Origin of the sequence: Streptomyces umbrinus (genome assembly GCF_030817415.1) — a bacterium.
GTDB lineage: Bacteria > Actinomycetota > Actinomycetes > Streptomycetales > Streptomycetaceae > Streptomyces > Streptomyces umbrinus_A.
On record NZ_JAUSZI010000002.1, the window covers coordinates 1,177,136 to 1,201,703 of the forward strand.

23 protein-coding genes and 1 pseudogene are annotated in these 24,568 nt (G+C 70.8%); 8 read left to right on the top strand and 16 right to left on the bottom strand.

The annotated features are described in order from the left end of the window. Positions 1-135: 135 nt before the first annotated feature. On the bottom strand, positions 136-1,341 hold the full coding sequence (locus tag QF035_RS05990; protein ID WP_307518765.1) for a cytochrome P450 family protein: 1,206 nt from the start codon (positions 1,339-1,341) through the stop codon (positions 136-138). 152 nt (positions 1,342-1,493) lie between these two features. On the opposite strand from QF035_RS05990, the pseudogene QF035_RS05995 reads away from it, so the two are divergent. After that, a pseudogene (locus tag QF035_RS05995) lies at positions 1,494-2,056 on the top strand (hypothetical protein). A gap of 38 nt (positions 2,057-2,094) precedes the next feature. Here QF035_RS05995 and QF035_RS06000 read toward each other — a convergent pair. After that, a complete protein-coding gene (locus tag QF035_RS06000) occupies positions 2,095-2,337 on the bottom strand; it encodes a DUF6296 family protein (RefSeq protein WP_307518766.1) in 243 nt (80 codons plus the stop codon). A 247-nt stretch (positions 2,338-2,584) separates the two neighbouring features. On the opposite strand from QF035_RS06000, the gene QF035_RS06005 reads away from it, so the two are divergent. Beyond that, positions 2,585-5,383, top strand: coding sequence for a SpoIIE family protein phosphatase (locus QF035_RS06005; protein WP_307518767.1), 2,799 nt, complete (start codon positions 2,585-2,587; stop codon positions 5,381-5,383). A gap of 15 nt (positions 5,384-5,398) precedes the next feature. Here QF035_RS06005 and QF035_RS06010 read toward each other — a convergent pair whose 3' ends face one another. Then, a complete protein-coding gene (locus QF035_RS06010) occupies positions 5,399-7,066 on the bottom strand; it encodes an MFS transporter (RefSeq protein ID WP_307518769.1) in 1,668 nt (555 codons plus the stop codon). Between the two features lie 119 nt (positions 7,067-7,185). Beyond that, positions 7,186-7,557: a helix-turn-helix transcriptional regulator gene (locus QF035_RS06015; protein ID WP_307518770.1), complete on the bottom strand. Its 372-nt coding sequence runs from the start codon at positions 7,555-7,557 to the stop codon at positions 7,186-7,188. Positions 7,558-7,690: 133 nt separating this feature from the next. On the opposite strand from QF035_RS06015, the gene QF035_RS06020 reads away from it, so the two are divergent. Next, on the top strand, positions 7,691-8,557 hold the full coding sequence (locus QF035_RS06020; protein WP_307518772.1) for an anti-sigma factor antagonist: 867 nt from the start codon (positions 7,691-7,693) through the stop codon (positions 8,555-8,557). Positions 8,558-8,630: 73 nt separating this feature from the next. Here QF035_RS06020 and QF035_RS06025 read toward each other — a convergent pair whose 3' ends face one another. Beyond that, positions 8,631-9,407 (bottom strand): PaaX family transcriptional regulator C-terminal domain-containing protein, encoded by a 777-nt coding sequence (locus tag QF035_RS06025; RefSeq protein WP_307530911.1) that lies wholly within the window; start codon positions 9,405-9,407, stop codon positions 8,631-8,633. 159 nt (positions 9,408-9,566) lie between these two features. On the opposite strand from QF035_RS06025, the gene QF035_RS06030 reads away from it, so the two are divergent. Next, positions 9,567-11,228: an acyl-CoA dehydrogenase family protein gene (locus tag QF035_RS06030; RefSeq protein WP_307518773.1), complete on the top strand. Its 1,662-nt coding sequence runs from the start codon at positions 9,567-9,569 to the stop codon at positions 11,226-11,228. Positions 11,229-11,250: 22 nt separating this feature from the next. Here QF035_RS06030 and QF035_RS06035 read toward each other — a convergent pair whose 3' ends face one another. Continuing rightward, positions 11,251-11,628, bottom strand: coding sequence for a winged helix-turn-helix transcriptional regulator (locus tag QF035_RS06035; protein ID WP_307518775.1), 378 nt, complete (start codon positions 11,626-11,628; stop codon positions 11,251-11,253). A gap of 141 nt (positions 11,629-11,769) precedes the next feature. Here QF035_RS06035 and QF035_RS06040 point away from each other — a divergent pair, with 141 nt between their 5' ends. Beyond that, positions 11,770-12,645: an NAD(P)-dependent oxidoreductase gene (locus tag QF035_RS06040; protein ID WP_307518776.1), complete on the top strand. Its 876-nt coding sequence runs from the start codon at positions 11,770-11,772 to the stop codon at positions 12,643-12,645. Between the two features lie 167 nt (positions 12,646-12,812). Then, a complete protein-coding gene (locus QF035_RS06045) occupies positions 12,813-13,892 on the top strand; it encodes an AraC family transcriptional regulator (RefSeq protein ID WP_307518777.1) in 1,080 nt (359 codons plus the stop codon). Between the two features lie 54 nt (positions 13,893-13,946). Here the strand turns inward: QF035_RS06045 and QF035_RS06050 are convergent, their stop codons facing one another. Genes QF035_RS06050 through QF035_RS06060 form a run of 3 tightly spaced genes read right to left on the bottom strand, consistent with a single transcriptional unit; the run spans position 13,947 to position 17,586 of the window. Further along, positions 13,947-15,389, bottom strand: a complete 1,443-nt coding sequence (locus QF035_RS06050; protein WP_373466605.1) for an aldehyde dehydrogenase family protein — start codon at positions 15,387-15,389, stop codon at positions 13,947-13,949. Continuing rightward, complete coding sequence (locus tag QF035_RS06055) at positions 15,365-16,243, bottom strand: SDR family NAD(P)-dependent oxidoreductase (protein ID WP_307518780.1); 879 nt, start codon at positions 16,241-16,243, stop codon at positions 15,365-15,367. Before QF035_RS06055 ends, QF035_RS06050 begins: the two co-directional genes overlap by 25 nt. Then, positions 16,240-17,586: a flavin-containing monooxygenase gene (locus QF035_RS06060; RefSeq protein WP_307518781.1), complete on the bottom strand. Its 1,347-nt coding sequence runs from the start codon at positions 17,584-17,586 to the stop codon at positions 16,240-16,242. Before QF035_RS06060 ends, QF035_RS06055 begins: the two co-directional genes overlap by 4 nt. Before the next feature lie 272 nt (positions 17,587-17,858). On the opposite strand from QF035_RS06060, the gene QF035_RS06065 reads away from it, so the two are divergent. After that, on the top strand, positions 17,859-18,662 hold the full coding sequence (locus QF035_RS06065) for an SDR family NAD(P)-dependent oxidoreductase (protein ID WP_307518783.1): 804 nt from the start codon (positions 17,859-17,861) through the stop codon (positions 18,660-18,662). A 16-nt stretch (positions 18,663-18,678) separates the two neighbouring features. Beyond that, on the top strand, positions 18,679-19,428 hold the full coding sequence (locus QF035_RS06070; RefSeq protein WP_307518785.1) for an SDR family NAD(P)-dependent oxidoreductase: 750 nt from the start codon (positions 18,679-18,681) through the stop codon (positions 19,426-19,428). Positions 19,429-19,525: 97 nt separating this feature from the next. Here QF035_RS06070 and QF035_RS06075 read toward each other — a convergent pair whose 3' ends face one another. The 7 genes from QF035_RS06075 to QF035_RS06105 form a co-directional block, all read right to left on the bottom strand. Then, on the bottom strand, positions 19,526-20,011 hold the full coding sequence (locus QF035_RS06075; protein WP_307518787.1) for a hypothetical protein: 486 nt from the start codon (positions 20,009-20,011) through the stop codon (positions 19,526-19,528). 28 nt (positions 20,012-20,039) lie between these two features. Beyond that, positions 20,040-20,459, bottom strand: coding sequence for a hypothetical protein (locus QF035_RS06080; protein ID WP_307518788.1), 420 nt, complete (start codon positions 20,457-20,459; stop codon positions 20,040-20,042). Between the two features lie 111 nt (positions 20,460-20,570). Continuing rightward, the gene (locus tag QF035_RS06085; protein ID WP_307518789.1) at positions 20,571-21,629 is read right to left on the bottom strand and encodes an MBL fold metallo-hydrolase; all 1,059 of its coding nucleotides are present in this window, start codon (positions 21,627-21,629) and stop codon (positions 20,571-20,573) included. Next, positions 21,626-23,224: a class I adenylate-forming enzyme family protein gene (locus QF035_RS06090; protein WP_307518790.1), complete on the bottom strand. Its 1,599-nt coding sequence runs from the start codon at positions 23,222-23,224 to the stop codon at positions 21,626-21,628. The genes QF035_RS06085 and QF035_RS06090 overlap by 4 nt, the downstream gene beginning before the upstream one ends. 134 nt (positions 23,225-23,358) lie before the next feature. Next, a complete protein-coding gene (locus QF035_RS06095; protein ID WP_307518792.1) occupies positions 23,359-23,679 on the bottom strand; it encodes an EthD family reductase in 321 nt (106 codons plus the stop codon). Between the two features lie 46 nt (positions 23,680-23,725). Next, a complete protein-coding gene (locus tag QF035_RS06100; RefSeq protein WP_307518793.1) occupies positions 23,726-24,145 on the bottom strand; it encodes a hypothetical protein in 420 nt (139 codons plus the stop codon). Then, positions 24,142-24,492, bottom strand: a complete 351-nt coding sequence (locus QF035_RS06105; protein WP_307518794.1) for a nuclear transport factor 2 family protein — start codon at positions 24,490-24,492, stop codon at positions 24,142-24,144. Before QF035_RS06105 ends, QF035_RS06100 begins: the two co-directional genes overlap by 4 nt. Positions 24,493-24,568: the final 76 nt, after the last annotated feature.

Sequence of the window (24,568 nt, forward strand, 5' to 3'; positions counted from 1 at the left end):
AAGTCATGTTGTCGATGAGGGCGCGCCACCGCGTACGCACTGGTGGCGGCCGGAGTTCAGCGAGAGCGATCCAGTTACTGCCGGTAACCGGCGACGGCCGTCCCGCTGTCGGTCATCGGCCTGAAGTGCCGACGGTCACCAGCGCACGGGAAGTTCGCGGGCACCCCTGATCAACAGCCCCCGCATCCACGGCAGCTCGGTCTCGTCGGCGTCCAGCCTCAGGTCCGGGCAGCGTTCCAGGAGGGTGCGGATCGCGATGCCGCCCTCCAGCCGGGCCAGCGGGGCGCCCAGGCAGTAGTGCAGGCCGTGGCCGAAGGCGATGTGGCCGCGGGAGTCCCTGCGGATGTCGAACCGGTCGGCCTGCTGGAAGCGCTCCGGATCGCGGTCGGCGCCGGCCATGGCGATCAGGACGGTGGAACCGGCGGGGATGGTCACCCCGCCCATCTCCACGTCCTCCAGCGCCAGTCGGTCCGTGCAGTTCTCCACCGGGCCGTCGTAGCGGAGCATTTCCTCGATCGCGCCTTCGAGCAGCCCGAAGTCGGCGCGCAGGTCGGCCAGTTGGCCGGGATGCGCGAACAGGGCCCGCATGCCGTTGCCGATCAGGTTGACCGTGGTCTCGTGGCCGGCGATGAGCAACAGCACGCACATGCCGATGAGTTCGTCGGGCGAGAGCCGGTCGCCGCCCTCGTCCACGGTGTGGATCATCGCGCTCAGCAGGTCCTGGCCGGGGCGGCTCCGCTTGGCCGTGACCAGTTCGGCGAGGTACGCCGGCATCTCCTGGTAGGCGCGTGCCTCCGCCTCCGGACTCGTACGGGCGACCATCTCGTTGGACCAGGCGCGGAAGGCGTCCCGGTCGAGCGCGGGCACGCCGAGCAGTTCGCAGATGACGGTCATGGGCAGCGGAAAGGCGAAGGAGGCCACCAGGTCCGCCTGCCGTTCGTCCCCCGCGAGCATCGCGTCCAGCAGATCGTCGGCGATCTGCTGGACGCGAGGGGCCAGGGCGTCGATACGGCGTGGGGTGAACTCCCTTGCCACCAGCCGCCGTAGCCGGGTGTGGTCCGGCGGGTCCGACATCAGCATGTGGGCGAGCGCCGGCTGGTCCTGCTCGGTGTTGACGATCTGGCCGATGTTGCCGGACTTGCGCCAGTCCCGGCTGAGCCGGGGGTCGGTGAAGGCGGTACGGCACGCGTCATAGCCGACGACGAACCACACCTCCTCGCCGTCGGTGTCGAGGACCCTGTGCACGGGTCCGGCCGCGCGGAGTTCGGCGTAGACGGGATAGGGATCGCGCGTGAAGTCCCCTCCGAGTTGCTGCAGATCGACAACAGGCCCTGCTGACATGCTGTTTCCCCCTGATGATCGGTTGAAAAGCACGCTAACCGGGACTCGGCACAGGACCAACGGTGCTTTCGGCCAGGCACATCGCGCCGCGCCGTACATGACATGCTGGGCCGCCGCCCGATCACCCGCCCCCAACCCGTGAAGCCGAGTGCATGAGAACCGCCCGCGTCGTGACCGACGTCCTCAGCCCCGCAATGTCCTGGTCGCCGGAATGACCGGGATCGGGGCGGCCGCCGCGGGTGACTGGACGGGCGTTCCGTGGGGCCTGCTCGGTGCCCTGTGCGCGGGGATCGTGCCGGCCGTGTACATCCAGTGGGAGCGCGGGCGCGGCACCTGGGGCGACCGGCATGTGGTGGACCGGACGCAGCGGGCGCCGATCTTCTTCGTGATCCTCGGCTCCCTCGGGCTCGGGACCCTGGTCATGCTCCTCGGCGGCGCTCCCGCGGGGATCCTGGCCGCGATGCTCGGGCTGTGGGGCACGACGGTCGCGCTGCTCGCCGTGAACACGGCGTGGAAGATCAGCGTGGACTCCGCCGTCGCGTCCGGGGTCGTGGCGATGCTCGCCGCCACGCACACCGTGTGGTGGCTCGCCGCGTATGTCCTCGTGGTCGGAGTGTGCTGGTCACGGGTCGCCCTCGGCTACCACTCCACCGCGCAGACGGTGACGGGCGCCTCGCTCGGCGCGAGCAGCGCCGCCGCGCTGCTCCTCGCCTAGGGCTCGCCTACGGCCCGCCTGGGCTTCCCTGACCTCGTCTATGACTGCCGGAGCGGTTCGGCGGACGGTGGGAGGGGCGACTGGTAGCCGCCGCTGGCCAGCATCCGTACCTCACCCGCCGGGCTGATCTCGGCGCGGAGAATGCCGGTGGGATCGCAGTAGACCGGGTTTCCGCCCGGTCCCAGGGTGTCGGTCCGTTCGACGACCACCTTGTCCGTGGTCGCACCGACACCCAAGCCCTCATGGGTGAAGGTCAGCCGGTACCGATCCGGGGTATGCATGTCGACCTCCCGCACTTAAGCGCAAATCATCCCAAAATCGACCCCTCTCCATGATGCGGCGAGATCGCGCCGACGGCAGCACCGGACGGCCCGGAGTCACCGGCACAGGGCCGCGGCCGGCACGCACTGCCCCACACGCCTGAGCCGCTCCTTCCGCCATTGGTCTGGGCCACCCGGCCCGGGCCGTCGCCCCTCCCGGGACGTGACCCTCTCGCCTCATGGCGCCCGGCAGTGTAGACATGGGCTTATGGTCCGACTCTTGGGTCGATCCTGGGCTCGGTCGACCCCCCACCTCAACGGCCTGCGTGCGCGGCGCAGGCGTGACCGCCCTCGCCGAGCGCATGCGCGGCGGGCACGGCAGACGCCGCGCCATCCAGTCGATCCCCGGGGGGCCCACGACGGCGGGCACGGGCCCTCGGCGGGGCTGCGGTCCGGGCTGGGCGGGCGCAGTCTCGCGGGCCAGGTGTTCGTCCTGCAAGTGGTGATCGTGCTGCTGCTGGTCGTGGCCGCGGTGGTGGCCCTGGTGCTGCAGGTGCGGCACGACAGCACCCAGGAGGCCACGAACCGTTCCCTGGCCGTCGCCGAGACGTTCGCCAATGCTCCCGGCACCCGCGACGCCCTGAGTTCCTCCGATCCCACCGCGGTCCTTCAGCCGCGGGCCGAGGCGGCCCGTGAGCGGTCCAAGGTGGACTTCATCGTGGTGATGAACACCGACGGGGTCCGCTACACCCATCCCAAGCCCGACCGGATCGGCAAGAAGTTCGTCGGGACCCTCGAACCGGCGCTGGAGGGCCGCTCCTTCACCGAGGAGATCACGGGAACCATCGGGCCGCTGGTGCAGGCCGTGGTTCCCGTCAAGGCGGACGACGGCAAGGTCGTGGGCCTGGTGTCGGCGGGTATCACGACCGAGAACGTCGGCGGTGTCGCGGACCGGCAGCTCCCGCTCCTGCTGACCGCCGCGGCCGCGGCACTCGCCCTGGCCCTGGGCGGGACGGCACTGGTGAGCAGACGGCTACTGCGCCAGACACACGGGCTGGGCCCGTTCGAGATGACCCGGATGTACGAGCACCACGACGCGGTGCTGCACGCGGTCCGGGAAGGCGTGATCATCGCCAGCGGCGAGGGGCGGCTGCTGCTCGCCAACGACGAGGCGAAGCGGCTGCTGGACCTTCCCCGGGACGCCGAGGGACGGCATGTGCTCGAACTCGGCCTCGACACGGACACGGCCGCCCTGCTGGCCTCGGGGCGCGTCGCGACGGACGAGGTGCATCTGGTCGGCGACCGGCTGCTGGCGATCAACCAGCGGCCCACGGACCTCAAGGGCGGCCCGGCCGGCAGCGTCGCGACACTCCGCGACTCGACCGAGCTGCGTGCCCTGTCCGGCAAGGCCGAAGTGGCCCGGGAGCATCTCAAACTCCTGTACGACGCCGGGGTGGGCATCGGTACGGGCCTGGACGTGACCCGTACCGCCGAGGAACTGGCGGAGGTGGCGGTACCGCGGTTCGCGGACTACGTCACCGTGGACCTGGCCGACGCCGTGCTGAGCGGCGAGGAGCCGGAGGCGGGCACCGATCTGCGCCGAACGGCGTTCAGCGGTATCCGCAAGGACGCTCCCCTCTATCCGGTGGGCGAGCGGATCAGGTTCGTCGCGTCCACGCCCCAGGCCCGCAGCATCGGCACCGGCCAGGCCGTGGTCGAGCCCAGCCTCCGGGAGGCCCCGGGGTGGCTCGCGCAGGATCTGGAGCGCACCGCGCAGGTCGTGGAGTACGGGATCCACTCGCTGATCATCGTTCCGGTGCGGGTGGGACACCTGGTGATGGGCGTGGTCAACTTCTGGCGCTCGGAGAAGCCGGAGCCGTTCGACGAGGAGGAGCTGGCCCTCGCCGAGGAGCTGGTCGCCCGTGCCGCGGTCTCCATCGACAACGCGCGCCGCTACACGCGCGAGCACACCATGGCCGTGACGCTGCAGCGCAGTCTGCTGCCGCGCAATCTGCCCGAGCAGAGCGCCCTGGACATCGCCTACCGCTACCTGCCCGCACAGGCCGGGGTGGGCGGCGACTGGTTCGACGTACTGCCGTTGTCCGGTGCCCGGGTCGCGCTCGTCGTGGGCGATGTCGTCGGCCACGGGCTGCACGCCGCGGCGACGATGGGGCGGCTGCGGACCGCCGTGCACAACTTCTCCGCGCTCGACCTGCCGCCCGACGAACTGCTCGGACTCCTCGACGAGCTGGTCGGCCGCATCGACCAGGACGAGGCGGCGGAGGACAGCGGTGCCGCGATCACCGGCGCCACCTGTCTGTACGCCGTCTACGACCCGACCTCCCGGAAGTGCACCGTCGCCCGGGCGGGCCATCCACCGCCTGTCGTCGTCAGCCCCGACGGCAGCGTCGAGTTCCCCGAGGTGCCCGCGGGTCCGCCGCTCGGTCTCGGCGGCCTCCCGTTCGAGACGGCCGAACTCGAGCTGGAGGAGGGCAGCCGTCTGGTCCTCTACACGGACGGGCTCGTGGAGGACCGGGAGCGGGACATCGACGTCGGCCTTGAGCTGCTGCGTACCGCGCTGGCAGGCGCCGACCGGTCGCCGGAGGACACCTGCCAGGGCGTTCTCAACGCCCTCCTTCCCGACCGGCCCAGTGACGACATCGCCCTGATCGTCGCCGGGACCCGTGCCCTGGGAGCCGACCGCATCGCCGAGTGGCAGGTGCCGTCCGACCCGGCCGCCGTCGGCGAGGTGCGCGCGTCGGTCACCCGGCAGCTGACGGAGTGGGGGCTGGACGACCTGGCGTTCGCCACGGAGCTGATGCTCAGCGAGCTGGTCACCAACGCCATCCGGTACGGCACCGGCCCCATCCAGGTCCGTATGCTGCGCGACCGCAGCCTGATCTGCGAGGTCTTCGACGGCAGCAACACGTCACCGCACCTGCGGTACGCGGCCAGCACGGACGAGGGTGGACGCGGACTGTTCCTCGTCGCCCAGCTCGCCGAACGCTGGGGCACCCGCTACGCCCCCACCGGGAAGGTCATCTGGACGGAACAGCCGCTGCCTTGAGGCTCGGCCTTGGCCTCAACCGTGCGAGGGGGGATCCTCGCCGGGCCCCGGACGGGACCCGGGCGGGTCCGAAGCCGGCCGGCTCGCGTCGGCCGGGCTCCCCTGTGCCTCCCCGGCCTCCGGGGCGTCCCCGGCCGCTACGGGCGCCAGGGCACCGTTTCCCTGGAGGCGCTCCAGATCGTCGGGGCGTACCTGAATGACGATCAGGGCGATCAGGGCGCCCACGACGGCGATGATCGCCGCGACGATGAACGCGCTTGAAATACCCGAGGTCAGCACCTGGTCGCTCCAGGGCGGCGGGAGTTCCCCGGTTCTGCGGAACTCGAGGCGCTGGGCCGGGGTCGCCTCCGCCATGAAGTCGCGGACCTGATCGGTGGCTTCGTTGCGGCTCGCCGTACCGAAGACGGTCACCAGCACCGACAGACCGAGCGAACCGCCCACCTGCTGGGTGGCGTTGAGGATCCCGGAGGCCGCTCCCGCGTCCTTGGACTCCACTCCCGAGACCGCCATCAGCGTCAGCGACACGAAGTTGAGACCCATGCCGAAGCCGAAGACCAGCATGGGGCCGAGGATGCTGCCCGCGTACGTGCTGTCGACCCCGGTCAGGGTCAGCCAGCCGAGTCCGATGGCGGACAGGACCGCGCCCACCGTCATGAACGGCTTGGGCCCCCACTTGGGCAGCAGTTGTGAGGCGAATCCGGCACCGATGGCGATGATCGCGCTCACCGGCAGGAAGGCGAGGCCGGCCTCCAGCGGGCTGAAGCCCAGGATGTTCTGCACGAAGAGCGTCAGGAAGAAGAACATCCCGAACATCGCCGCGGCCAGGCTCAGCATGATCGCGTAGACGCCCGCCCGGTTGCGGTCGCGGAACATCCACAGGGGCGTGATGGGCTGTTTCGACCTGCGCTCGACGGTGATGAACACGGCGAGGAGCACGACGGCCGCCGCGAAGGCCGCCAGGGTGAGGCTGTCGCTCCAGCCGTCCTCCGAGGCGCGGATGAACCCGTAGACGAGCATCACCATGCCGAGGGTGGACGTGAGCGCGCCGAGGAGGTCGAAGTGGCCCGGATGGCGTTCGGACTCCCTGATGTAGCGGGGCGTCGCCAGCACGATCAGCAGGCCGATGGGCACGTTGACGAAGAGGACCCAGCGCCAGTCGAGCCACTCCACGAGCAGTCCGCCGGCCAGCAGGCCGATCGCGCTGCCGCCGGCCGAGACCGCTGCGAACACGCCGAACGCCCTGTTCCTCTCGGGCCCTTCCTCGAACGTCGTGGTGATCAGCGAGAGGGCCGTCGGGGACGCGATGGCACCGCCGACGCCCTGCAGCGAGCGCGCGGCGAGCAACTGCCAGGACTCCTGCGAGAGTCCGCCGAGCAGGGAGGCGAGTACGAAGAGCAGGACGCCGAACATGAAGACCCGGCGACGGCCGAGGATGTCACCCAACCGCCCGCCGAGCAGGAGCAGACCGCCGAAGGTCAGCGTGTAGGCGTTGATCACCCAGGACAGGTTCTCGGTCGAGAAGCCGAGCGAGCTCTGGATGTGCGGAAGGGCGATGTTCACGATGGTGATGTCGAGGACCACCATCAGCTGACAGGAGGCGATGACGAGTAGTGCGATCCCTCTGCCTCGGCCCCGCTCCGGGGACTTGGCAGTTTCCGAGGGTGTCGTCTGAGCGTCCGTCATGACATGTGCCCCGCGTGTGCGACGTCATGGACGTCGACGTTCGCTGTACCGACGGTAGTCCTGAGCGCCGGGCCTCACCAGTCGATCTTGCGTGGGCCGAATGGCGCCGACGCCACTCGTCACTGGTCGGTGGTGGAACCCTGTTCGGAGAGGGATGCCGTCTGCAGCCGCTGTGATCTCGTGTCGCGCTCGGCGTCGTGCTGTGCCAGCACGGAGAGCAGGCCCGCGACCGACAGCCCGGCGTCGGCCGGGTGGCGCAGGCCGGTCCCCGGCTCGATGCGGTACTCGTTCGTGCGCCCCTGCCGTGTGTGGGTGAGATAACCACCCTGCTCCAGATCGGCGATGATCTTCTGCACGGCCCGCTCCGTGAGTCGGCAGCGCGCGGCGATGTCCCGGATACGGGTGTTCTGGTCATCGGCGATGGCAGCCAGTACGCGGGCGTGGTTGGTGAGGAACGTCCAGCCGGAATGTGTCTCAGGTACTCCACCCATGCGCCACAGCATAGGACCTGCCATTCACGCATTCAAAAGGACGAAAGAATTTTCATGTATCACTTGACGTGTGACGCTCGGGAGCTGAGCCTGGGGGAGTTAGAGACGGCCGGATGCCTCAGGAGCGGCTGCCATGCGAGACACGGCACTTTCCGCGCAGTTCGAGGGCGGGTACGAGCCGGGCTGCGCGACATCGGTCATCGCGGGGACGGGGCGTCCGCCGGCGCCCCTGAAGATCGAGGAACACCAGGTCGGCGCGCGTACAGCCGTCGTGATCGCCGGCGAGATCGACCTCGACGGCGAACAGCAGCTGAAGCAGGAGCTGGGGCGAGCCCTCGCCGACTCGGTCACCGGTGTGGATCTCGATCTGAGCGGAGTCGAGTTCTGCGACTGCTCCGGTCTCAACGTCCTGCTGCGCCTGCGTCGGCGTGCGCTGAAGGCCGCCAAGACCGTCGTCATACAGGCTGCCGACCCGGTGGTCGAGCGACTGCTCGCCGTCACCGAGACGTCGTCACTGTTCGAGCCCGCATTCGCACCCACACATGCACCCACACATGCACCCACAGCTGATGCCGGAAGGGCCGCGGCCCTTCCGGGCCAGGACGCACGCCCCGGCCAGACACCCCGCCCCACGGAGGAGGACGCGTTGCCCGGCGACGCCGAGCGGGACCTGCGCGCGGAAGTCGTCCAGCTCAAGCGCGCCATGCAGACCCGGCCGGTCATCGACCTGGCCCGCGGAGTCCTGATGGCCTCCTTCGGCCTGAGCCCGGAGAACGCCTGGAACGTCCTGGTGGCGGTCTCCCAGAACACCAACACCAAGCTCCACCACCTGGCCCAGGACATGGTGGGTGCCGTCCAGGGCGAACCCCTCCCCGAACCACTCCAGCAACACCTGGCAGCAGCGGTCGCCGAACTCACCGCTCCCCCGCCCACCAACCCCAACTCCGACCCCGACCCCGACCCCGACCCCGACCCCGACCCCGACAAGGAGAAAGAGTGAGCCCCGGAATCAGAGCCGTGAACGGCGATGGCGGTGGCCTTGGACACTGCTCCACCCCGACCGCGGCACCGCCTCAGCCCTCGTCGAGACGCTCCATGGATGTCGGTTCCCGGTGCAGTGCCTCCGTCACCTCTCGTTGGTAGTCGGTGTAGGCGGCGCGCAGGGCCGGAGCCGGCCAGGGGGTGGGGAGGAGGTCGTCCGGGAGGACGGGGTCAGTGACCAGGTGGCGGACGATGGCCGCGAAGGTGGCGAAGCGGTCGGCCGGGTGGGTCAGTCGGTCCACGTGGGCCAGTAGTGCGCCCGCGGTGTGGGCCCAGTCGTCGAGGGGCCACAGGGTCGCGGCCAGGGCGCGGTCGGGCTGTTCGGGGCGTGCGGTGAAGCGTTGGGCGACCTCCGTGAGGTGGGTCGGCCAGGGGCGCCGCAGGTTGGCCGGGCGCAGCCAGACGCCCTCGCGCAGTTCCGCCAGTCGCAGGCGGGACAACTCGGCGCGCAGTTCGGCCCGTTCGGCGGGTCCGCGGCCGGTCGCGGTGACGACGACGGTCTCCCATGATCCGTCCCAGGTCCTGGTTCTCGGGTGGACCGCGTCGTCCTGGCGGCGCTGGCGCTCCAGGAGCCGTTCGCTGAGGCGGTAGACCCCGTCGGCGCGGTCCAGGTCGCCCGCGGTCACCATCCGGCTGAGCGCGGCCCGCAGCGTGGAGCCGGCGATGCCGAAGGGTTCGACGCTGCGGACCAGGTCCCGTACCGGAAGTTCCGGCGGATGCACGCCGAGCAGAAGACTCAGGACGACCGACCGCGCGGACAGTGGGCGCAGTTCGACGTCGTCCGGCGACTGAGTGACGTTCATCCGCATGGACCGCATGGGTCGCATTGTGCCCGGTCAGGCGCGGCGGGACGCGGGCGCGGCCGTGTCAGGCATGCGTTCGGTGCCGCCCGCGTGGGTGGGGAGCGCACCCAGAAGCAGCGTGTTACATCCTTGATGCGGTCGCAGAGATAGTGCAACACTGGCTGTATGGTCCCGATACTCGCGCCCGAGCAGTCCGCCACGCACGACGTCACCAACCAGGCTCCGCCCCTGACGCCGTACGACGCCTCCGAAGACGCGGCCCTGCTGGAGGGAGTGCGCCGCGAGGGCGCCGACTGGGCCGAGGACGACGTACGGCGTCTGGGTCGTGTGGCCGGCGGTGAAGAGGCCCAGCTGTGGGGCGAGCAGGCCAACCGCCACGAGCCGGAGCTGCGTACGCACGACCGCTACGGCAACCGGATCGACGAGGTCGAGTTCCACCCGAGCTGGCACCGGCTGATGGGAGTGGCGGTGGCCGAGGGCCTGGGCGCCTCGCCCTGGGCGGACGACAGGTCCGGTGCCCATGTCGCCCGTACCGCCGGCGGCCTGGTGTGGGGCCACACCGAGGCCGGACACGGCTGCCCCACCTCGATGACGTACGCGGCCGTACCCGCTCTGCGGCGGCAGCCCGAGCTGGCCGCTGTCTACGAACCTCTGATGGTCAGCCGGGTCTACGATCCGGGCCTGCGCGTCCCGGGCGAGAAGCGCGGGCTGCTGGCGGGCATGGGGATGACGGAGAAGCAGGGCGGCTCGGACGTCCGTACCAACACGACGGTGGCCGCGCCGACGGCCGAGCCGGGCGTGTTCACGCTGCGCGGCCACAAGTGGTTCACCTCGGCGCCGATGTGCGATGTGTTCCTGGTCCTCGCCCAGGCGCCCGGCGGCCTGTCCTGCTTTCTCGTGCCGCGGATCCTGCCGGACGGCACCCGCAACACGTTCCGTATCCAGCGGCTGAAGGACAAGCTCGGCAACCGTTCCAACGCCTCCTCCGAGCCGGAGTTCGACAACACCGTCGCCTGGCTGGTCGGCCCCGAGGGGCAGGGCGTGAAGACGATCATCGAGATGGTCAACTGCACGCGTCTGGACTGCGTGATGATGAGCGCGACGCTCATGCGCAAGACCCTCGTCGAGGCGGGCCACCACACGAAGCACCGCGGCGCCTTCGGAGCGCTCCTGATCGACCAGCCCCTCATGCGCAACGTACTGGCCGACCTGGCACTGGAGTCCGAGGCCGCCACGACGCTCACCCTGCGGCTCGCGGGTGCCGCCGACCGCGCGATCCGCGGCGACGCGCAGGAGTCGGCGTTCCGCAGGATCGCCACCGCCGTCGGCAAGTACTGGGTGACCAAGCGAGGCCCGGCCTTCACCGCCGAGGCACTGGAGTGCCTCGGCGGCAACGGCTACGTGGAGGAGTCGGGCATGCCCCGCCACTACCGCGAGGCGCCCCTGCTCTCCATCTGGGAGGGGTCGGGCAACGTCAACGCGCTCGATGTGCTGCGTGCCCTCGGCCGGGCGCCCGACACCGCCGAGGCCCTGTTCGCCGAACTCGCCCTGGCGCACGGGGCCGACGCCCGGCTCGACGCCGCCGTGCTCCGGCTCGGGGACCAGCTGTCCGACGTGGAGGGAGCCGAGACGGGCGCCCGCCGGCTGGTGGAGCTGATGGCGCTGGTCCTGCAGGGCTCGCTCCTGGTCCGTCACGCCCCGGCCGCCGTCGCCGACGCCTTCTGCGCGACCCGCCTCGGCGGCGACTGGGGACACGCCTTCGGCACGCTCCCCGCCTCCGCCGACCTGGACGCGATCCTCAACCGCGCCCTGCCGGAAGGCAGTTGATCCTGCCCGGAAGCCCAGGTGTCTAGCTCTGAGAGGTCTCCGCGACACCGGCGGAGACCTTCTCGGCGCCGATCCGCCGGATGCGTTCGGTGCCCCACGCCCCGAGGGAGGCCAGGGCCGCGTTGAGCGAGACGCCGTGCTCCGTCAGGGAGTACTCGACCTTCGGCGGCACCTCTCGGTACACCTCACGATGGACGAGCCCGTCTTCTTCCATCTCCCGCAGATGCTGGATCAGCATCTTCTCGCTGACGCCCGGCAGTCCGCGGCGCAACTCGGCGAACCGGCGGACCCCGTAGTGGTCCAGCTCCCACAGGATCAGCGACTTCCACTTGCCGGCCACCACGTCCATGGCCGCGTCGATGCCGCAGAAATAGGGACCACGCCGTGCCTGAGTCGCCATCCGTCCCCCAAAACCCAGAACCCAAGACCCCAGGGGTACTTACCAACAGGTGAGTACCCGACTAAATAGTCCGTACTGGTCAACCCTACCGGCCGCGGAGAGGATCGAACCGAACCGCAAACACGAGGGGAAACGCCGGAAATGACGACCGACAATAGTGTCCAGGTGAGTGTTCTCGGGCTGGGTGCGATGGGGACCGCCCTCGCGGGCGCCCTGGTGAAGGCCGGATACGCGACCACCTGCTGGAACCGCTCTCCAGGGAAGGCCGACGAACTCGTCGCGCAGGGCGCGGAGGTGGCCGCCACGGCCCGGGACGCGGTCCGCGCGGGCCGACTGGTAGTCGTGTGTCTGTTGGACCACGCGTCGGTCCACGAGGTGCTCGACCCGCTCTCCGACGAGCTGGCCGGACGAACCCTGGTCAACGTGACCACGACGTCCCCGGCGCAGTCACGGGAGTTCGCGGGCTGGGCCGCCCAGGCAGGGGTCGCGTATCTGGACGGCGGAATCATGGCCGTGCCGGACATGATCGGCCGGCCCGGGTCGTCGATCCTCTACAGCGGATCGGCCGAGGTCTTCGACGAGTACAAGCCGCTGCTCGAACTGTGGGGCACCAGTACCTACTTCGGTGAGGATGCCGGGCTGGCGTCCCTGTACGACCTCGCCCTGCTGGCCGGCATGTACGTCATGTTCGCCGGATTCCTGCACGGCGCCGCAATGGTCGCCCCGGCCGGTGTGACGGCGGGCGAGTTCGCCGCGCTCGCCGCGCCTTGGCTGACAGCCATGACCGGCGGCCTCCAGGGGTTCGCCGCGGTCATCGACGGCGGGGACTACACGGTGGCGGGGCAGCAGAGCCTCGCGTTCTCGGACCTCGGTGACCTCGTGGCCGCCAGTGCGGACCAGGGCATCAGCACCGAGGTGGTCGACATGGTCCAGCGGCTCGTCCGGCGCCAGATCGACGCCGGCCACGGAGAGGAGGGCTTCGCCCGGATCATCGAGAGCATCAGGCAACCGGCCTGAGCCGGGCGTGCTGAGCCGGGCGTGCTGGGCGCCAGGGACCAGGCGCGAGGGGCGCCGGCGGCCGGACAGGGGACTTCACCGGCCAGACCTCCTGCCGCTGGGGTCCCGCGGCCTACAGTGGTGCGCCCAGGCAAGAGGTGGGTCTGCCCAGGCAAGAGGTGAGCGCGATGCACGTCGAGGACGTCCCGCCGGTCCCCGCGGGAACCAGTCGCAGCACATCGGCCACGATCCAGCCGAACATCCTGCGCTATCTCACCTCGGTCGCGTTCGAGCGCGGTGTCGACCTGCGGCCGCATCTGGAGCAGGTCGGCCTGAGCGAGGCCCTGATGCGTTCGGCGGCCCTCAGGGTCTCCTACCGTCAGGGCAGCGCGGTGATCCGGCGGGCCCTGGAACTCACCGGTGACGAGCACCTGGGCATGAAGGTGGGCGCGGCGCAGCACCTGACCGCCTGGGGGCTGCTCGGCTTCGCGCTCATGGCCGCGGAGAACCTGCGGCAGGCCGCCGAGACCGGGGTGACGTACCAGAACCTGTCCGGCGCGATGGTGGTGTGGTCGGCCGGCGAGGAGGACGGCGGTTTCGCCATCCGGGCCGACCTGCCCGATCCCGCCATGGATCCGGGTGTCGCCGTCTTCCTGGTCGAGGAGGCGCTGACCTCCGCGGTCACGCTGGCCCGGTTGACCGTCGGCCCGGAATTCGGCCCGCGCGTCGTGGAGTTCGCCTTCCCCGCACCGGCCCACAGCGACCCGTACGGTCCCTTCTTCGGCTGTCCGGTCCGCTTCGGGGTCCCGGTCAGCCGTGTCGTCATCGAACCCGTGTGGGCCAGGGCGCCGATGCCGGGCCGGGATCCGGTGACGTTCGCGTCGGCGTTGGAGACGCTCGACGAGCAGATGGCCTCGCGTCGGCACCACCAGGAGCTGCTGGAGGTCATGGAGATCTCCATCGCGCAGAGCCTCCCGGTGGTGCCGTCTTTCGCCGAGCAGGCACGTCGGCACGCGGCCAGCGAGCGCACGCTCCGGCGCCGGCTGGCCGACTGCGGCACCACGTACGAGGCTCTCGTCGACGGAGTACGCAGGGAGCGCGTCGAGCAGTTGCTGCGGCGCCCGGAACCGACCCTGCGTGACATCGCCCATCAGGCCGGTTTCTCCGACGAGCGGACCCTGCGCCGGGCGGTGCGCCGCTGGCACGGCACCTCCTCGCGGCGGCTTCGGGAGGAAATGCTGGGCGCCGAGGGGCCGGCCCTGGGCTGACGCCGGAAGGGGGCGCCACGGACGCCCCGTACGCCCCCGTGCTCGGCGGGTCGGTCAGCGGCTCCGGATCCAGATGGTCTTCACCCGGGTCCACTGTTCGAAGGCGTTCGTGGACTTCTCCGCGCCGCCGAAGCCGGACTCCTTCCACCCGCCGAAGGGGGTCGTGATGTCGCCTTCGCTGTAGGAGTTGACCGAGACGACCCCGGCCTGGATGCCGCGGGCCAGGCGGAGGGCGGCGTCGAGGTCTCGGGTCCACACGGAGGCCGCGAGACCGTACGCGGTGGCGTTGGCCAGGGCGATCGCCTCGGTCTCCGAGGCGAAGGTCTGCAGCGTCACGACCGGCCCGAACAGCTCCTTGGTGAGGACGTCGCTGTCTTCGGGGGCGTGGGTGACGACGGTCGGCGGGTAGTAGGCGCCGCGCGGCGGCAGACCGTCGGGCAGGCCGGCGGTGTGGATGTGGGCTCCGTCGGCGCGGGCGGCCTCCACGGCTCCCGCGACCCTGTCGAAAGCGGCGCGGTCGATGAGCGGGCCGATGTGCGTTCGTGGGTCGGCCGGGTCGCCGATGACCAGCTCCCTCGCGGCGACGGTGAACCGGGCCAGGACGTCGTCGGCGATGCTCCGATGGACCAGGATGCGGGAGCCCGCCGTGCAGTTCTGGCCCATCGTCAGGAACGCGGCCTCGATCATGCCGTCGATGAGGTCGTCCCCGTAGGCGAGGGCGTCGGCCATCAGCACCTGGGGGCTCTTGCCGCCCATCTCCAGCGAGACGCGCTTGAAGTTGGTCTCGGCCGCGTCCTTGAGGATCCGCCGCCCGGTGGCGGTGGACCCGGTGAAGGACAGCGCTCCGACGAGAGGGCTGCGGGCCAGGGCGGTCCCGGTGACCGGGCCGTATCCGGGCAGGACCGTGAGGACGCCGTCCGGGAGGCCGGCCTCGGCGGCGAGACCGGCCAGGTGGAGTGCCGAACGCGGTGTCGCCTCGGCGGGCTTGACCAGGAGGCTGTTTCCCGCGGCCAGCGCGGGCCCGACCTTCCACGCGGTCATGGCCAGCGGGTAGTTCCACGGCAGGATCGCCGCGACCACCCCGATGGGCTCCCGGATCGTCAGGCCGAGGCTGTCGGACCCGGTCGGGGCCACGCGGCCGAAGACCTTGTCGGCCGCTTCGGCGAACCAGCGGATCGACTCGATCGCGCCGGGTACGTCACCCGTCCGGCACTCGGAGATCGGCTTGCCCGCGTCCTCGCTGTCCAGCCGGGCCAGCAGTTCGGCGTCGCGTTCCATCAGACCGGCCAGCCGCAGCAGCACCGCGCTCCGCTCGCGGACCGGCAACCGCGACCAGACTCCCGAATCGAAGACCTGTCGGGCCTGCTCCGCGGCCTTGGCGACGTCCTCGGCCGTCGCGGCGGGGAGCGTGGCGTTCAGCTCCCCCGTCGTGGGGTTGGGAACGCGCAGTACGGACCGGCTCTCCACTGTGGTCATGCCTCCTCCACCAGTTCCCATCGGTCGTCGACCCGGCACGCCAGCCCCCTGCTGCGCAGGTCCTCCAGATAGCGGGCCATCCCGCGATCGCCTCTCCTGCGGAAGAGCGGGAGGACCTTCGGCAGCAGGTTCGGCGCGAGCATCGCGAACCGGACGAGCCACGACTCACCTGGCCGGGCGTAGGCCTCCAGGCGGGGCCTGTCCAGCAGGCTGACCACGGCCGCCACGACGTCGGCGGGCTGCTGCGGCCGGTCCTGGAACTGCATGGAGTTGCCGCCGTCCACGGCCTCCTGGCGCAGCATCCGGGTGTCGGTGGCCGACGGGAGCACCGACCCGGCGAGGATGCCCTTGCTCCTCAGGTCGAGCCCGATGGAGAGCATCGCGCCCCGCAGTCCGAACTTCGAGGCCGTGTAGATGGGGGTCTCGCCCAGCGGGAAGATCCCGCCGAGGGAGACGGTGGTGACCACCCGGGCGTCCCGGGAGGCCTGGAGCAGGGGGATCGCGATCCTGGTCGCGATCAGCGGGGAGATCAGGTTGAGCGTGATCTCCCGTTCGATGCTCTCGACGCTGCGGACGTCGAAGCGTTCAGCGCTGGTCATGCCCACGTTGTTGACGAGGACGTCGAGCCGGCCGTACGTGTCGGCGACCAGGTCGAAGAGACGCTCCACCTGGGCGCGGTCGAGGACGTCGCAGCCGATGCCCAAGTGCCCGGTGCCGGGCAGTTCGTCGGCGGTCTTCTCGGCGCGGGCCGCGTCGATGTCGACGACCACGCAGCGGGCACCGCCGGAGGCGAAACGGCGGCACATCGCGCTGCCTATGCCGCCCGCACCGCCGGTCACGAGCATGACCTTGTCAGTGAAGTCGAAGCCGCTCACGACACCACCTCCGCGCGCCGCGGGGACCTCACCGGAGGCGGCTGCCCCTCGGTGCGCCAGCCCATCCGGGCCGCGATCCTGCCGAGGTGCTTCACGATGGTCGCGCTGTCGACGTAGCCGGTGTGACGGGGCGAGTCGACGAACTTCAGGCCCCCGGTCAGATCCGGTCGGTCGTTGCGGATCATCTGCGCGAAGCGCTCCGCGTTCGGCAGCCCGTGCCGCGAGTCGTGGACGTACCCGGCGATCAACTGCGCCTGGGCGTCGAAGAGTTGGTACGCGCCTGAGTTGGTCTCGATGAAGCCGACGCCGAACAGCCCCCGGTGCTCGCGGGAGAACGACGACAGGTACAGGTCGGGGTGCTGCTCGTCGCCGAAGTACTTCTGCGCGACCGGCACCTTGTGCAGATAGCCGGTGGCCATCAGGACGAGGTCGAAGTCGTCGCTCGTGCCGTCGGTGAAGTACACGGTGCTGCCCTCGGCGCGGGCGATCCCCGGTTTTGCGGTGATGTCCCCGTGCTGGAGGTGGTGCATCAGCATCGAGTTGACCGCGGGGTGCGTCTCGAACAGCCTGTGGTCCGGCTTCTGCAGGCCCAGACGCCTCGGATCTCCATTGATGACCCGCAGGAGGCTGCCGAAGATCACCTGTTCCAGCCACATCGGCAGCTTCGGCCCACCGGCCGCGATGGTGTCCACCGGCCGCCCGAACAGGTGCTTCGGGATGAACCAGTACCCGCGCCGCATACTGATCACCGCGTGGTCCGCGCTGCGCGCCGCGTCGCAGGCGATGTCGCAGCCGGAGTTCCCCGCGCCCACGACCAGCACCCGCTTCCCGCGCAGTTCGTCCGCGCTGCGGAAGCCGACCGTGTGGCGGACCTCGCCGGTGAAGTTCCCCGGCAGCTCGGGGAGGTTGGGGTGCCACTGTGCGCCCGTGCACACCACGACCTCGCCGTGCACGCTCTGCCGTCCGTCGGCCCGGGTGACGGTCCAGGTCCCGTCCGCGTTCTTCTCTACGCCCTCGACCTCGACGCCGAACTCGATCCGGTCCGTCAGACCGTAGGCGTCGGCGAACGACCGCAGGTACGACAGGATCTGCCGGTGCGGCGGATAGTCCGCGAAGTGGTCGGGCATCGGCCAGCCGCCGAATCCCGAGAGCGTCCTGCTGGAGATGAAGTGGGCCGACTCGTACATCGGACTGCCGGGATTGTCGATGTCCCAGATACCGCCGGGCCCGGTGTGCCGCTCCAGGTGCGTGTACGGCAGGTTCCTCTCGGCCAGGGCCCTCGCGACCGCCAGCCCGGCAGGTCCCGCCCCGATGACACAGGTGTCGTACTGGGTCTTCTCCATGAGCCCGCCTCCTTTCTCCTCGCACTTCGCCGGTGTTGCCGGAAACCTATGCACCGGGCGCTCGGCGCGAACTGGTCTGCGCGGCCACGGAGGGGACCGCGGCGGCCATACGTCTGCCTCTCTGGGTCCGGCCCCTCCACCGGGCGGCGACGGGCCCGGCCGAAGACCTGACCTGAGCCTTGTCGCCCTCGCGTCCCGGACCTAGACTCGACACCGAACTGAAGTTGGTTCAGTTATCTGGATCACACGGCTCACGGACGGGAGCGAACGGCATGCTGGGTTCTCTCGACGGCAAGACCGCCCTCGTCACCGGGGCGGGCCAGGGCATCGGACGGGCGATCGCCGTGGAGTTCGCCCGCCAGGGTGCCTCGGCGGTCGCCGTCGCCGACCGGAACGAGGAAACCGCCGCCGAGACGGCCGGGCTGGTGCGCGCGGCGGGGGCGAAGGCGGAGGCGATCATCTGCGATCTGCGGGTGCGCGGCGACATCGAGGCGATGGTGACGCGTTCGGCGGAGCGGTTCGACGGACTGGACGTGCTGGTCAACAACGCCGGTGTGATCGAGACCACGTTCACGGCCGACCCCGGCCGGAGCGTCGACACACTCGCCGAGGAGGTATGGGACGCGGTCTACGAGGTCAACCTCAAGTCCGCGTGGCTCGCCACCAAGTACGCGGCGCCGTTCCTGCGCGCTTCCCGGCGCGGCCCGGCCATCGTGAACACGGCGTCCGTCTCCGGTCTCACCGGCTTCCCCAACGCCCCCGCCTACGGCGTCACGAAGGCGGGTGTCATCCATCTGACCAAGGTCACCGCCGTCGATCTCGCCCCCGTGCGCTGCAACTGCTTCTGCCCCGGCGTCATCGACACACCGCTCGCGCAGGACTTCTTCGCGGCGGCCGAGGACCGTGACGCGATGGAACGGGAGCTGACCGCACCGCAGTTGGTGGACCGGCTCGGACGGCCGGAGGAGGTGGCCCGGCTCGCCAGCTTCCTGGCGTCCGACGACGCGGCGTTCATCACGGGCTCCACGTATGTGATCGACGGCGGCGCGCTGGCCTGGCGCGGCGTCAAGGGCTGAGCACGTGGGAGACACGATGGAAGCGAGACTGGCCGGCAAGGTGTCGCTGGTGACCGGCGCGACCGGAGGCATCGGCGAAGCGGTCGTACGGCGGCTCGCGGCCGAGGGCGCCGCGGTGGTGGTGACCGATGTCGACGCGGACCGCTGCGCGAAACTCGCCGAGGAGGTCGGGGGCGGTGCCGTGGGCCTGGCCCTGGACGTCACCGACGAGTCGGCCTGGGAGGCGGTCGTCACCCGCGCGACCGCCGAGCTGGGCGGTCTGTCCGTGCTGGTCAACAACGCCGGCATCGCCGCGATGGGCACGGTGGAGACGGAGACCCAGGAGACCTGGGACCGGGTCATCGGCGTGACCCAGACCGGCGTCTGGCTCGGCATGAAGCACGGCGGCCCGGCCATCGAGCGCTCCGGCGGCGGCTCGATCGTCAACGTCGCGTCGATCTTCGGCACGGTCGGCGGCTTCGGTGCCCAGTTCTCGTATCACGCGGCCAAAGGGGCCGTACGTCTGATGACGAAGAACGCCGCGCTGCACTGGGCGAAGCGCGGCGTACGGGTCAACTCCCTGCATCCGGGCTTCATCGAGACGCCCCGCTCCCGTGAACTGTGGCGCGACACGCCCCGGTTGGCCGCCATGCTCGACGGCACCCCGCTCGGCCGCCTCGGCACACCCGAGGAGGTGGCGGCTACCGTCGCGTTCCTCGCCTCCGACGACGCGAGCTTCATGACCGGCTCGGAGCTGTATGTCGACGGGGGCTGGACGGCGCGATGAGTGGGACCGGGACCTGACCGGGCGGTCCCGTCATACGGGGTACGGGCCGTGCGGCCCACCGCGCCGCAGCGGGCCACGGTGGGTCGCACGGTCCGGCTCAGCACTGCGGGATCTGGGACTTCCAGGTGCCCGGGCCACCCGTGTCCAGGTACCAGTCGTTGACGTAACCGTCGCCGATTCCGTTGTCGACCCGCATCCAGTAGCGGTAGCCGTTGCCGTCCGCGTCCGGGTCGCCGGTGGTCCAGCAGATGAGGCCCAGTTGGTCCCCGTTTTGGTACTGCCCGAAGACGGGCGACTTCGCGGCCCCGTAGCTCGGGCCGGTGCGTACGGCCAGGTGGGAGCCCGCGTCGATGCCGGTGACGTACGCGCAGTTGGTCCGGTCGCCCGAGATGCTGCACTGGTGGATGGCGGCGCCCGCCCGGCCGGCTCCGCCGACCACTGCCAAGGCCGCGGCGGTCAGCACGGCGCCGGTGGCGGCGAGCGCACGCAGACGCCGCCTGGGCCGCGTCCGCGGGTCCGACGACTGCGCCTGGTCCGACGAGTGCGCCTGGTTCGACGAGTGCGCCTGGTTCGACTGCTTCATGAGGGGTCCTTCCGTGGGGTCGGCGGGGTCAGCACTGGTGGATCAGCGGCTTCCAGGTGCCAGGGCCGCCGGTGTCGAGATACCAGTCGTTGACGTAGCCGCTGGCGCTCCCCGTGGAGACCTTCATCCAGTAGCGGTAGCCGTGGCCGTCCGCGTCCGGGTCGCCGGTGGTCCAGCAGTTGACCTCCAGCCACTGCCCGTTGCCCCAACGGGCCACCGGCGTCGCGCCGTAGTTGGGTGCGGTACGCATCACCAGGGCCGAGCCCGGGTCGATGCCGGTCACCTGGGCGCAACGGGCCGGGTCACCCGGGCCTGCGCCGGGGCACGGACGCGGCGCTGCCTGGGCGGGCGTGGCCGCGAGCAGCCCGGCCCCGGCGAGCAGGACGGTGGCCGCCCCCGCGACGGCCGCCGAGCCTCTTCGGGACCTGAGTAGCCGTGACGTCAGCATCGGTTCCTCCGTTCGATGGTCATGGTCATCGACCTTGGCATCCAACGGGGACGGGCACATCCTGTGATGTCTCAGGGTGCTGGCGCGGCCTGTTCGGCGAGGGCCCGCCCGCTAGGCAGTGGCGGTGACGACGGCGTACAGGTCGACGCCGTCCTCCTCCGTGCGGCGCGCACGGCCGTCGGCCACCAGGACGTCCAGGTGTGCCGCGGTCTCGCTGACGGCGAGCATCTGGTTGAACGGGGTGAGGTCGGCGAAGGCCACCTTGCGCCGGGTCCAGCCCAACTCCCCCGCCACGGCATGGGCGTTGAGCGTACGGTCGCCGAGAACCGTGAGCGTCTCGGTGAGCCGGTCGTCGTGGTGGGCCAGCAGTTCGCCGACGCGTGCGTGGACGCTGTCGCCGACCGGGCCGTGCGCGGGCAGCAGCCGGGCGTCGGAGAGGGTGGTCATCAGCCGCAGCGAGGCGAGGTAGTCGCCCAACGGCAGTGTGCCGCCGCCGAGTTCGAAGCCGATGGAGGGCGTGATGTGCGGCAGCACGTGGTCCCCGGAGAACAGCAGGCCCCGGGCCCGGTCGAGGTAGACGACATGTCCGCGGGTGTGGCCGGGAGTGGGGACGACCGTCAACCTTGCTTCCCCGAACCGGAGTTCCTCGCTTTCCAGCCAGCGGTCCGGTGCCTCCCACACGCTCGGGTCGAAGCCGCCGTGGTCCATCGCGGCGATGCGCTCGGCGAGTTCGTGGGCACCGGCCCGGTGAAGCGTCCGAAGTGAGCCGACCGGCTGGTCCGTACGCAGTTCCCCGAGCAGTTCCAGGCCGCGGCGCTCGCCGGAGCCCAGGTAGACCCGGGAGCCGAGCAGTCTGCGCAGTTCGACGGCCTGGGTGTAGTGGTCACGGTGGATGTGGGTGACCAGGACGTGGCTGATCGCGCCGAGGTCGTGACCGAGCCCGCCCAGCGCGTCCTCAAGTGCCCTGCGGGACTCGGGGATCGACCATCCCCCGTCGATCAGGACCACCCCTTCCGTCAGCCCTTCGAGGGCGTAGACGTTGACGGCCCGCAGTCCGTCGTCCGGCAGCGGCAGCGGGATGCGGTGGACGCCGGGACGTACGGTCTCGGCTCCTGCCTCGGCCCACCTGCCGCGGTCGAAGCGGGTGACACGGGTCGTGGGGGTGGTCATGCATCTCCTTGACGAGGCTGTCCCTGCTCCGACTCCGGCTTCGGCGTCGGTTCCTGCGTCGACGTCGGTTCCTGCGTCGGCGTCGGTTCCGGCTCTGCGGAAAGCCGTGCGTGCAGTTCGCGTGCGAGTTCTCGGGCTCCCGACCGGTCGAGCTTGCCGACGGTCGTCTGCGGCAACTCGCTCACGGCGAAAGCGAATTCGGGCCACTTGGCCTTGGACAGGCCGGTGCCGGCGAGGTGTGCGGTGATCTCGTCGAGGCCGAGTGCCTCGCCGCCGTCCTCGGGCACGACCAGGACGGCGGCGCGTTCGCCGAGCAGCGGGTCCGGTACGGGTGCCACGCAGACGCGGGCCACCGACGGGTGCCCGGCGACTGCGCGCTCGATCTCGGTGATGTCGAGGTTGCGGCCGCCGCGGATGATGACGTCCTTCTCGCGGCCCATGATGGTGACCGTGCCGTCGTCGCCGGTCATGAGCAGGTCCCCGGTGGGGAAGAAGCCGTCCGGGGTGAGGGTGGGCGGCTCGACCTTGCCGTCGCGGGCGTAGCCGAGGAAGAGGGAGGGACCGCGGACCTCGGCCCGGCCCGTCCGGCCGGGGCCCAGGACCGTTCCGTCCGGTGCGACCGCACGCAGTTCGGTGCCGGGGAAGGGCCGGCCGTCGCGGTCCAGGCGGAGCTCCTCTGGGTCCTCGGGTCGCGGCGAGGTGTGTCCCAGGCACTCGGACATGCCGAACACCCGCAGGATCCTCGTACCGAGGGAGCGTTCGGCACGGGCGAGCGCGCCGCGGTCCATGGGGCCGCCTCCGACGGTGATCGAGCGGACCCCTTCGAGGACACGCGATCCTGCCGCCGCCGAGCCCATCTGGAGGGCCATGGTCGGCACGCACATGGTCCACCGGACGTCGTGGGCCGCCATCCGCGCCAGTGCCTCCTCGCGGTCCCATCGTCCGCTCAGGACGAGCGGTCCGCCGAGCATGAGCGCCATGCATACGCCGAAGCAGTACGCGGCGGTGGAGGAGAGGGGGACGACGGCGGCCACCGCGTCACCGTCGCGCAGCCCGTTGATGTCGGCGGTGCTGGAGCACGCGTACCGCAGCGCGCTCTCGGACTGGACGACGCCCTTGGGCCGTCCGGTCGAGCCGGAGGTGAGGCCGATGAGGGCGCCCCCGGACCAGCGGGAGACGTCGCGCGGGCCGCGGCCTGCGAGGACCGTCCAGCCGTCCAGGGCCTCGGTCTGCCACGCGCCGGGTAGACCCTCCCGGCCGTGCCACTCCTGGAGGGCGGCCGGCTCGGCGATCACGACGTCGGGGCGGATGTCCTCCAGGGCGGCGGCGAACTCCGCCCGGGTCGTATGCCGGTTGACCAGGGCCAGGACACCGCCGGTCATCCCCACGGCGAGGGTCGCCGCCACCGTGCGCCAGGTGTTGTCGGCCTGGAGGAGGACCGTGCCCCCGGGTGTTCCGTCAGGTGTCATGGTGTCGGCCAGGTCGGCCGCGCGCGCCAGGAGTTCGCGCGCGCTGTGCGGTCCGGCGTCGTCGATGACGGCCGTGAAGTCGGCCTTCTCGGCCCGCTCCTGAAAAGCTCGTACTGTCTGTCGCATCCGCTTCCTCGCCTCGTCGCGCGAAAGGTGGTGATGTCCGTTCCCGCCGGCCGGCCCGCCCGCCGACGCGCCCGGCCCACTCGGCCCGCTCAGCCCGCTCAGCCCGCTCAGCCCGCTCAGCCCGCTCAGCCCGCTCAGCCCGCGAGCATGTCCTTCTCGCCGCCCATGACCGCGATCCGGCGGCCCTTCATGTCGCCGACCTGGGCGACGGCCGCCGCCCATTCGGGGCTGTCGAGGGCCTTGCGCAGGTCATCCGCGGTGTCGAAGCCCAGGATGGAGACGCCGTCCCAGCCCTCGGAGCGCGGCTCGAGAGCCGTGTCGATCTCGGTGTGTCGCCAGGACCTGAGACCGGGCAGGGTGCGCGTCAGTTCGGCATGGTCGCCGCGCCACCAGTCGATGAACCGCTCATGGGTCCAGTCGGACGGCCGGGCGGCCATCAGCACGAGGTTGTACATCGTCGCTCCTCACAGTTCTCGGGCTTCTCGGGCTTGCCGGAACTCCTCAGGTGAACAGCACGGAGGGCGAGCGCCCGATGAGCAGCCGTCGCACCCGGCCCGTGCCGGTCAGGCGCGCGGAGGCCACGAAGGTCGCCTCCAGCTCACCGTGGCGCCGTACCTCGCCCAGGAACAGCTCGTCCAGGCCGACGGTGCTCGCGGAGAGCACGTGGTGGGTGCGGACGCCCACCTCGCGCTGGGCGAGGTAGCCCTCCATCTCGGCCCGGCCGCCGTGGAAGTCGGTCGCGCCGTCGCCGCCGGTGGAGAACAGGATGGCGAACGAGAAGTCGTCGCTGATCAGGTCGATGATCCGGTCGGCGTCCTCGCTGTCAAGGATCGCGAACCAGGTCGTCAGGAAAGAGGCGCCGGGCTGCGGAGCGGCAGGCTGGGAAGCAGCGGCCCCGGAGGCGCGCGACTGTGTGGTCATGGCCGGTCCACCAGGTCGAAGTCGGTGGTGAAGAAGGACTGGTAGCGCGCCATCAGCCCGGCCGGCGAGATCTGCGCGGCGGAGAGGAAGGCGCCCGCCGTCACACCCTTCTCGACCACGAAGCCGTACACCGTCTCGACGTCGCCGTCGACCGCGGACCGCACGATCTCGTGGGTACGGTCCACCGCGGCGCGCCCTGCGATGTAGCCGGCGAAGTCCTCGCGGGACTTCCCGGTCCGCTGTCCGCCGGGAAGCGCGATGAGGAAGCGGAAGTCGGGCTCCAGGAGTTCCAGGGCCTTGTCGGGATCCTGGCCGTCCATGGCGGCCATGTATGCGCGAAGCACCATGCTGATCGTTCTCCTCAGCGTTCCTGTCAGCGTTCCCGTGTCTAAAACAACCTGAGTTCACTTCAGTTTGAATGTA

Bases quoted from the DNA above. Each gene is read 5' to 3' on its own strand.
- QF035_RS05990 (WP_307518765.1), bottom strand. From the start codon at position 1,341: ATGTCAGCAGGGCCTGTTGTCGATCTGCAGCAACTCGGAGGGGACTTC.
- QF035_RS06000 (WP_307518766.1), bottom strand. From the start codon at position 2,337: ATGCATACCCCGGATCGGTACCGGCTGACCTTCACCCATGAGGGCTTG.
- QF035_RS06005 (WP_307518767.1), top strand. From the start codon at position 2,585: ATGGTCCGACTCTTGGGTCGATCCTGGGCTCGGTCGACCCCCCACCTC.
- QF035_RS06010 (WP_307518769.1), bottom strand. From the start codon at position 7,066: ATGACGGACGCTCAGACGACACCCTCGGAAACTGCCAAGTCCCCGGAG.
- QF035_RS06015 (WP_307518770.1), bottom strand. From the start codon at position 7,557: ATGGGTGGAGTACCTGAGACACATTCCGGCTGGACGTTCCTCACCAAC.
- QF035_RS06020 (WP_307518772.1), top strand. From the start codon at position 7,691: ATGCGAGACACGGCACTTTCCGCGCAGTTCGAGGGCGGGTACGAGCCG.
- QF035_RS06025 (WP_307530911.1), bottom strand. From the start codon at position 9,407: ATGCGGATGAACGTCACTCAGTCGCCGGACGACGTCGAACTGCGCCCA.
- QF035_RS06030 (WP_307518773.1), top strand. From the start codon at position 9,567: ATGGTCCCGATACTCGCGCCCGAGCAGTCCGCCACGCACGACGTCACC.
- QF035_RS06035 (WP_307518775.1), bottom strand. From the start codon at position 11,628: ATGGCGACTCAGGCACGGCGTGGTCCCTATTTCTGCGGCATCGACGCG.
- QF035_RS06040 (WP_307518776.1), top strand. From the start codon at position 11,770: ATGACGACCGACAATAGTGTCCAGGTGAGTGTTCTCGGGCTGGGTGCG.
- QF035_RS06045 (WP_307518777.1), top strand. From the start codon at position 12,813: ATGCACGTCGAGGACGTCCCGCCGGTCCCCGCGGGAACCAGTCGCAGC.
- QF035_RS06050 (WP_373466605.1), bottom strand. From the start codon at position 15,389: ATGGGAACTGGTGGAGGAGGCATGACCACAGTGGAGAGCCGGTCCGTA.
- QF035_RS06060 (WP_307518781.1), bottom strand. From the start codon at position 17,586: ATGGAGAAGACCCAGTACGACACCTGTGTCATCGGGGCGGGACCTGCC.
- QF035_RS06065 (WP_307518783.1), top strand. From the start codon at position 17,859: ATGCTGGGTTCTCTCGACGGCAAGACCGCCCTCGTCACCGGGGCGGGC.
- QF035_RS06070 (WP_307518785.1), top strand. From the start codon at position 18,679: ATGGAAGCGAGACTGGCCGGCAAGGTGTCGCTGGTGACCGGCGCGACC.
- QF035_RS06075 (WP_307518787.1), bottom strand. From the start codon at position 20,011: ATGAAGCAGTCGAACCAGGCGCACTCGTCGAACCAGGCGCACTCGTCG.
- QF035_RS06080 (WP_307518788.1), bottom strand. From the start codon at position 20,459: ATGCTGACGTCACGGCTACTCAGGTCCCGAAGAGGCTCGGCGGCCGTC.
- QF035_RS06085 (WP_307518789.1), bottom strand. From the start codon at position 21,629: ATGACCACCCCCACGACCCGTGTCACCCGCTTCGACCGCGGCAGGTGG.
- QF035_RS06090 (WP_307518790.1), bottom strand. From the start codon at position 23,224: ATGCGACAGACAGTACGAGCTTTTCAGGAGCGGGCCGAGAAGGCCGAC.
- QF035_RS06095 (WP_307518792.1), bottom strand. From the start codon at position 23,679: ATGTACAACCTCGTGCTGATGGCCGCCCGGCCGTCCGACTGGACCCAT.
- QF035_RS06100 (WP_307518793.1), bottom strand. From the start codon at position 24,145: ATGACCACACAGTCGCGCGCCTCCGGGGCCGCTGCTTCCCAGCCTGCC.
- QF035_RS06105 (WP_307518794.1), bottom strand. From the start codon at position 24,492: ATGGTGCTTCGCGCATACATGGCCGCCATGGACGGCCAGGATCCCGAC.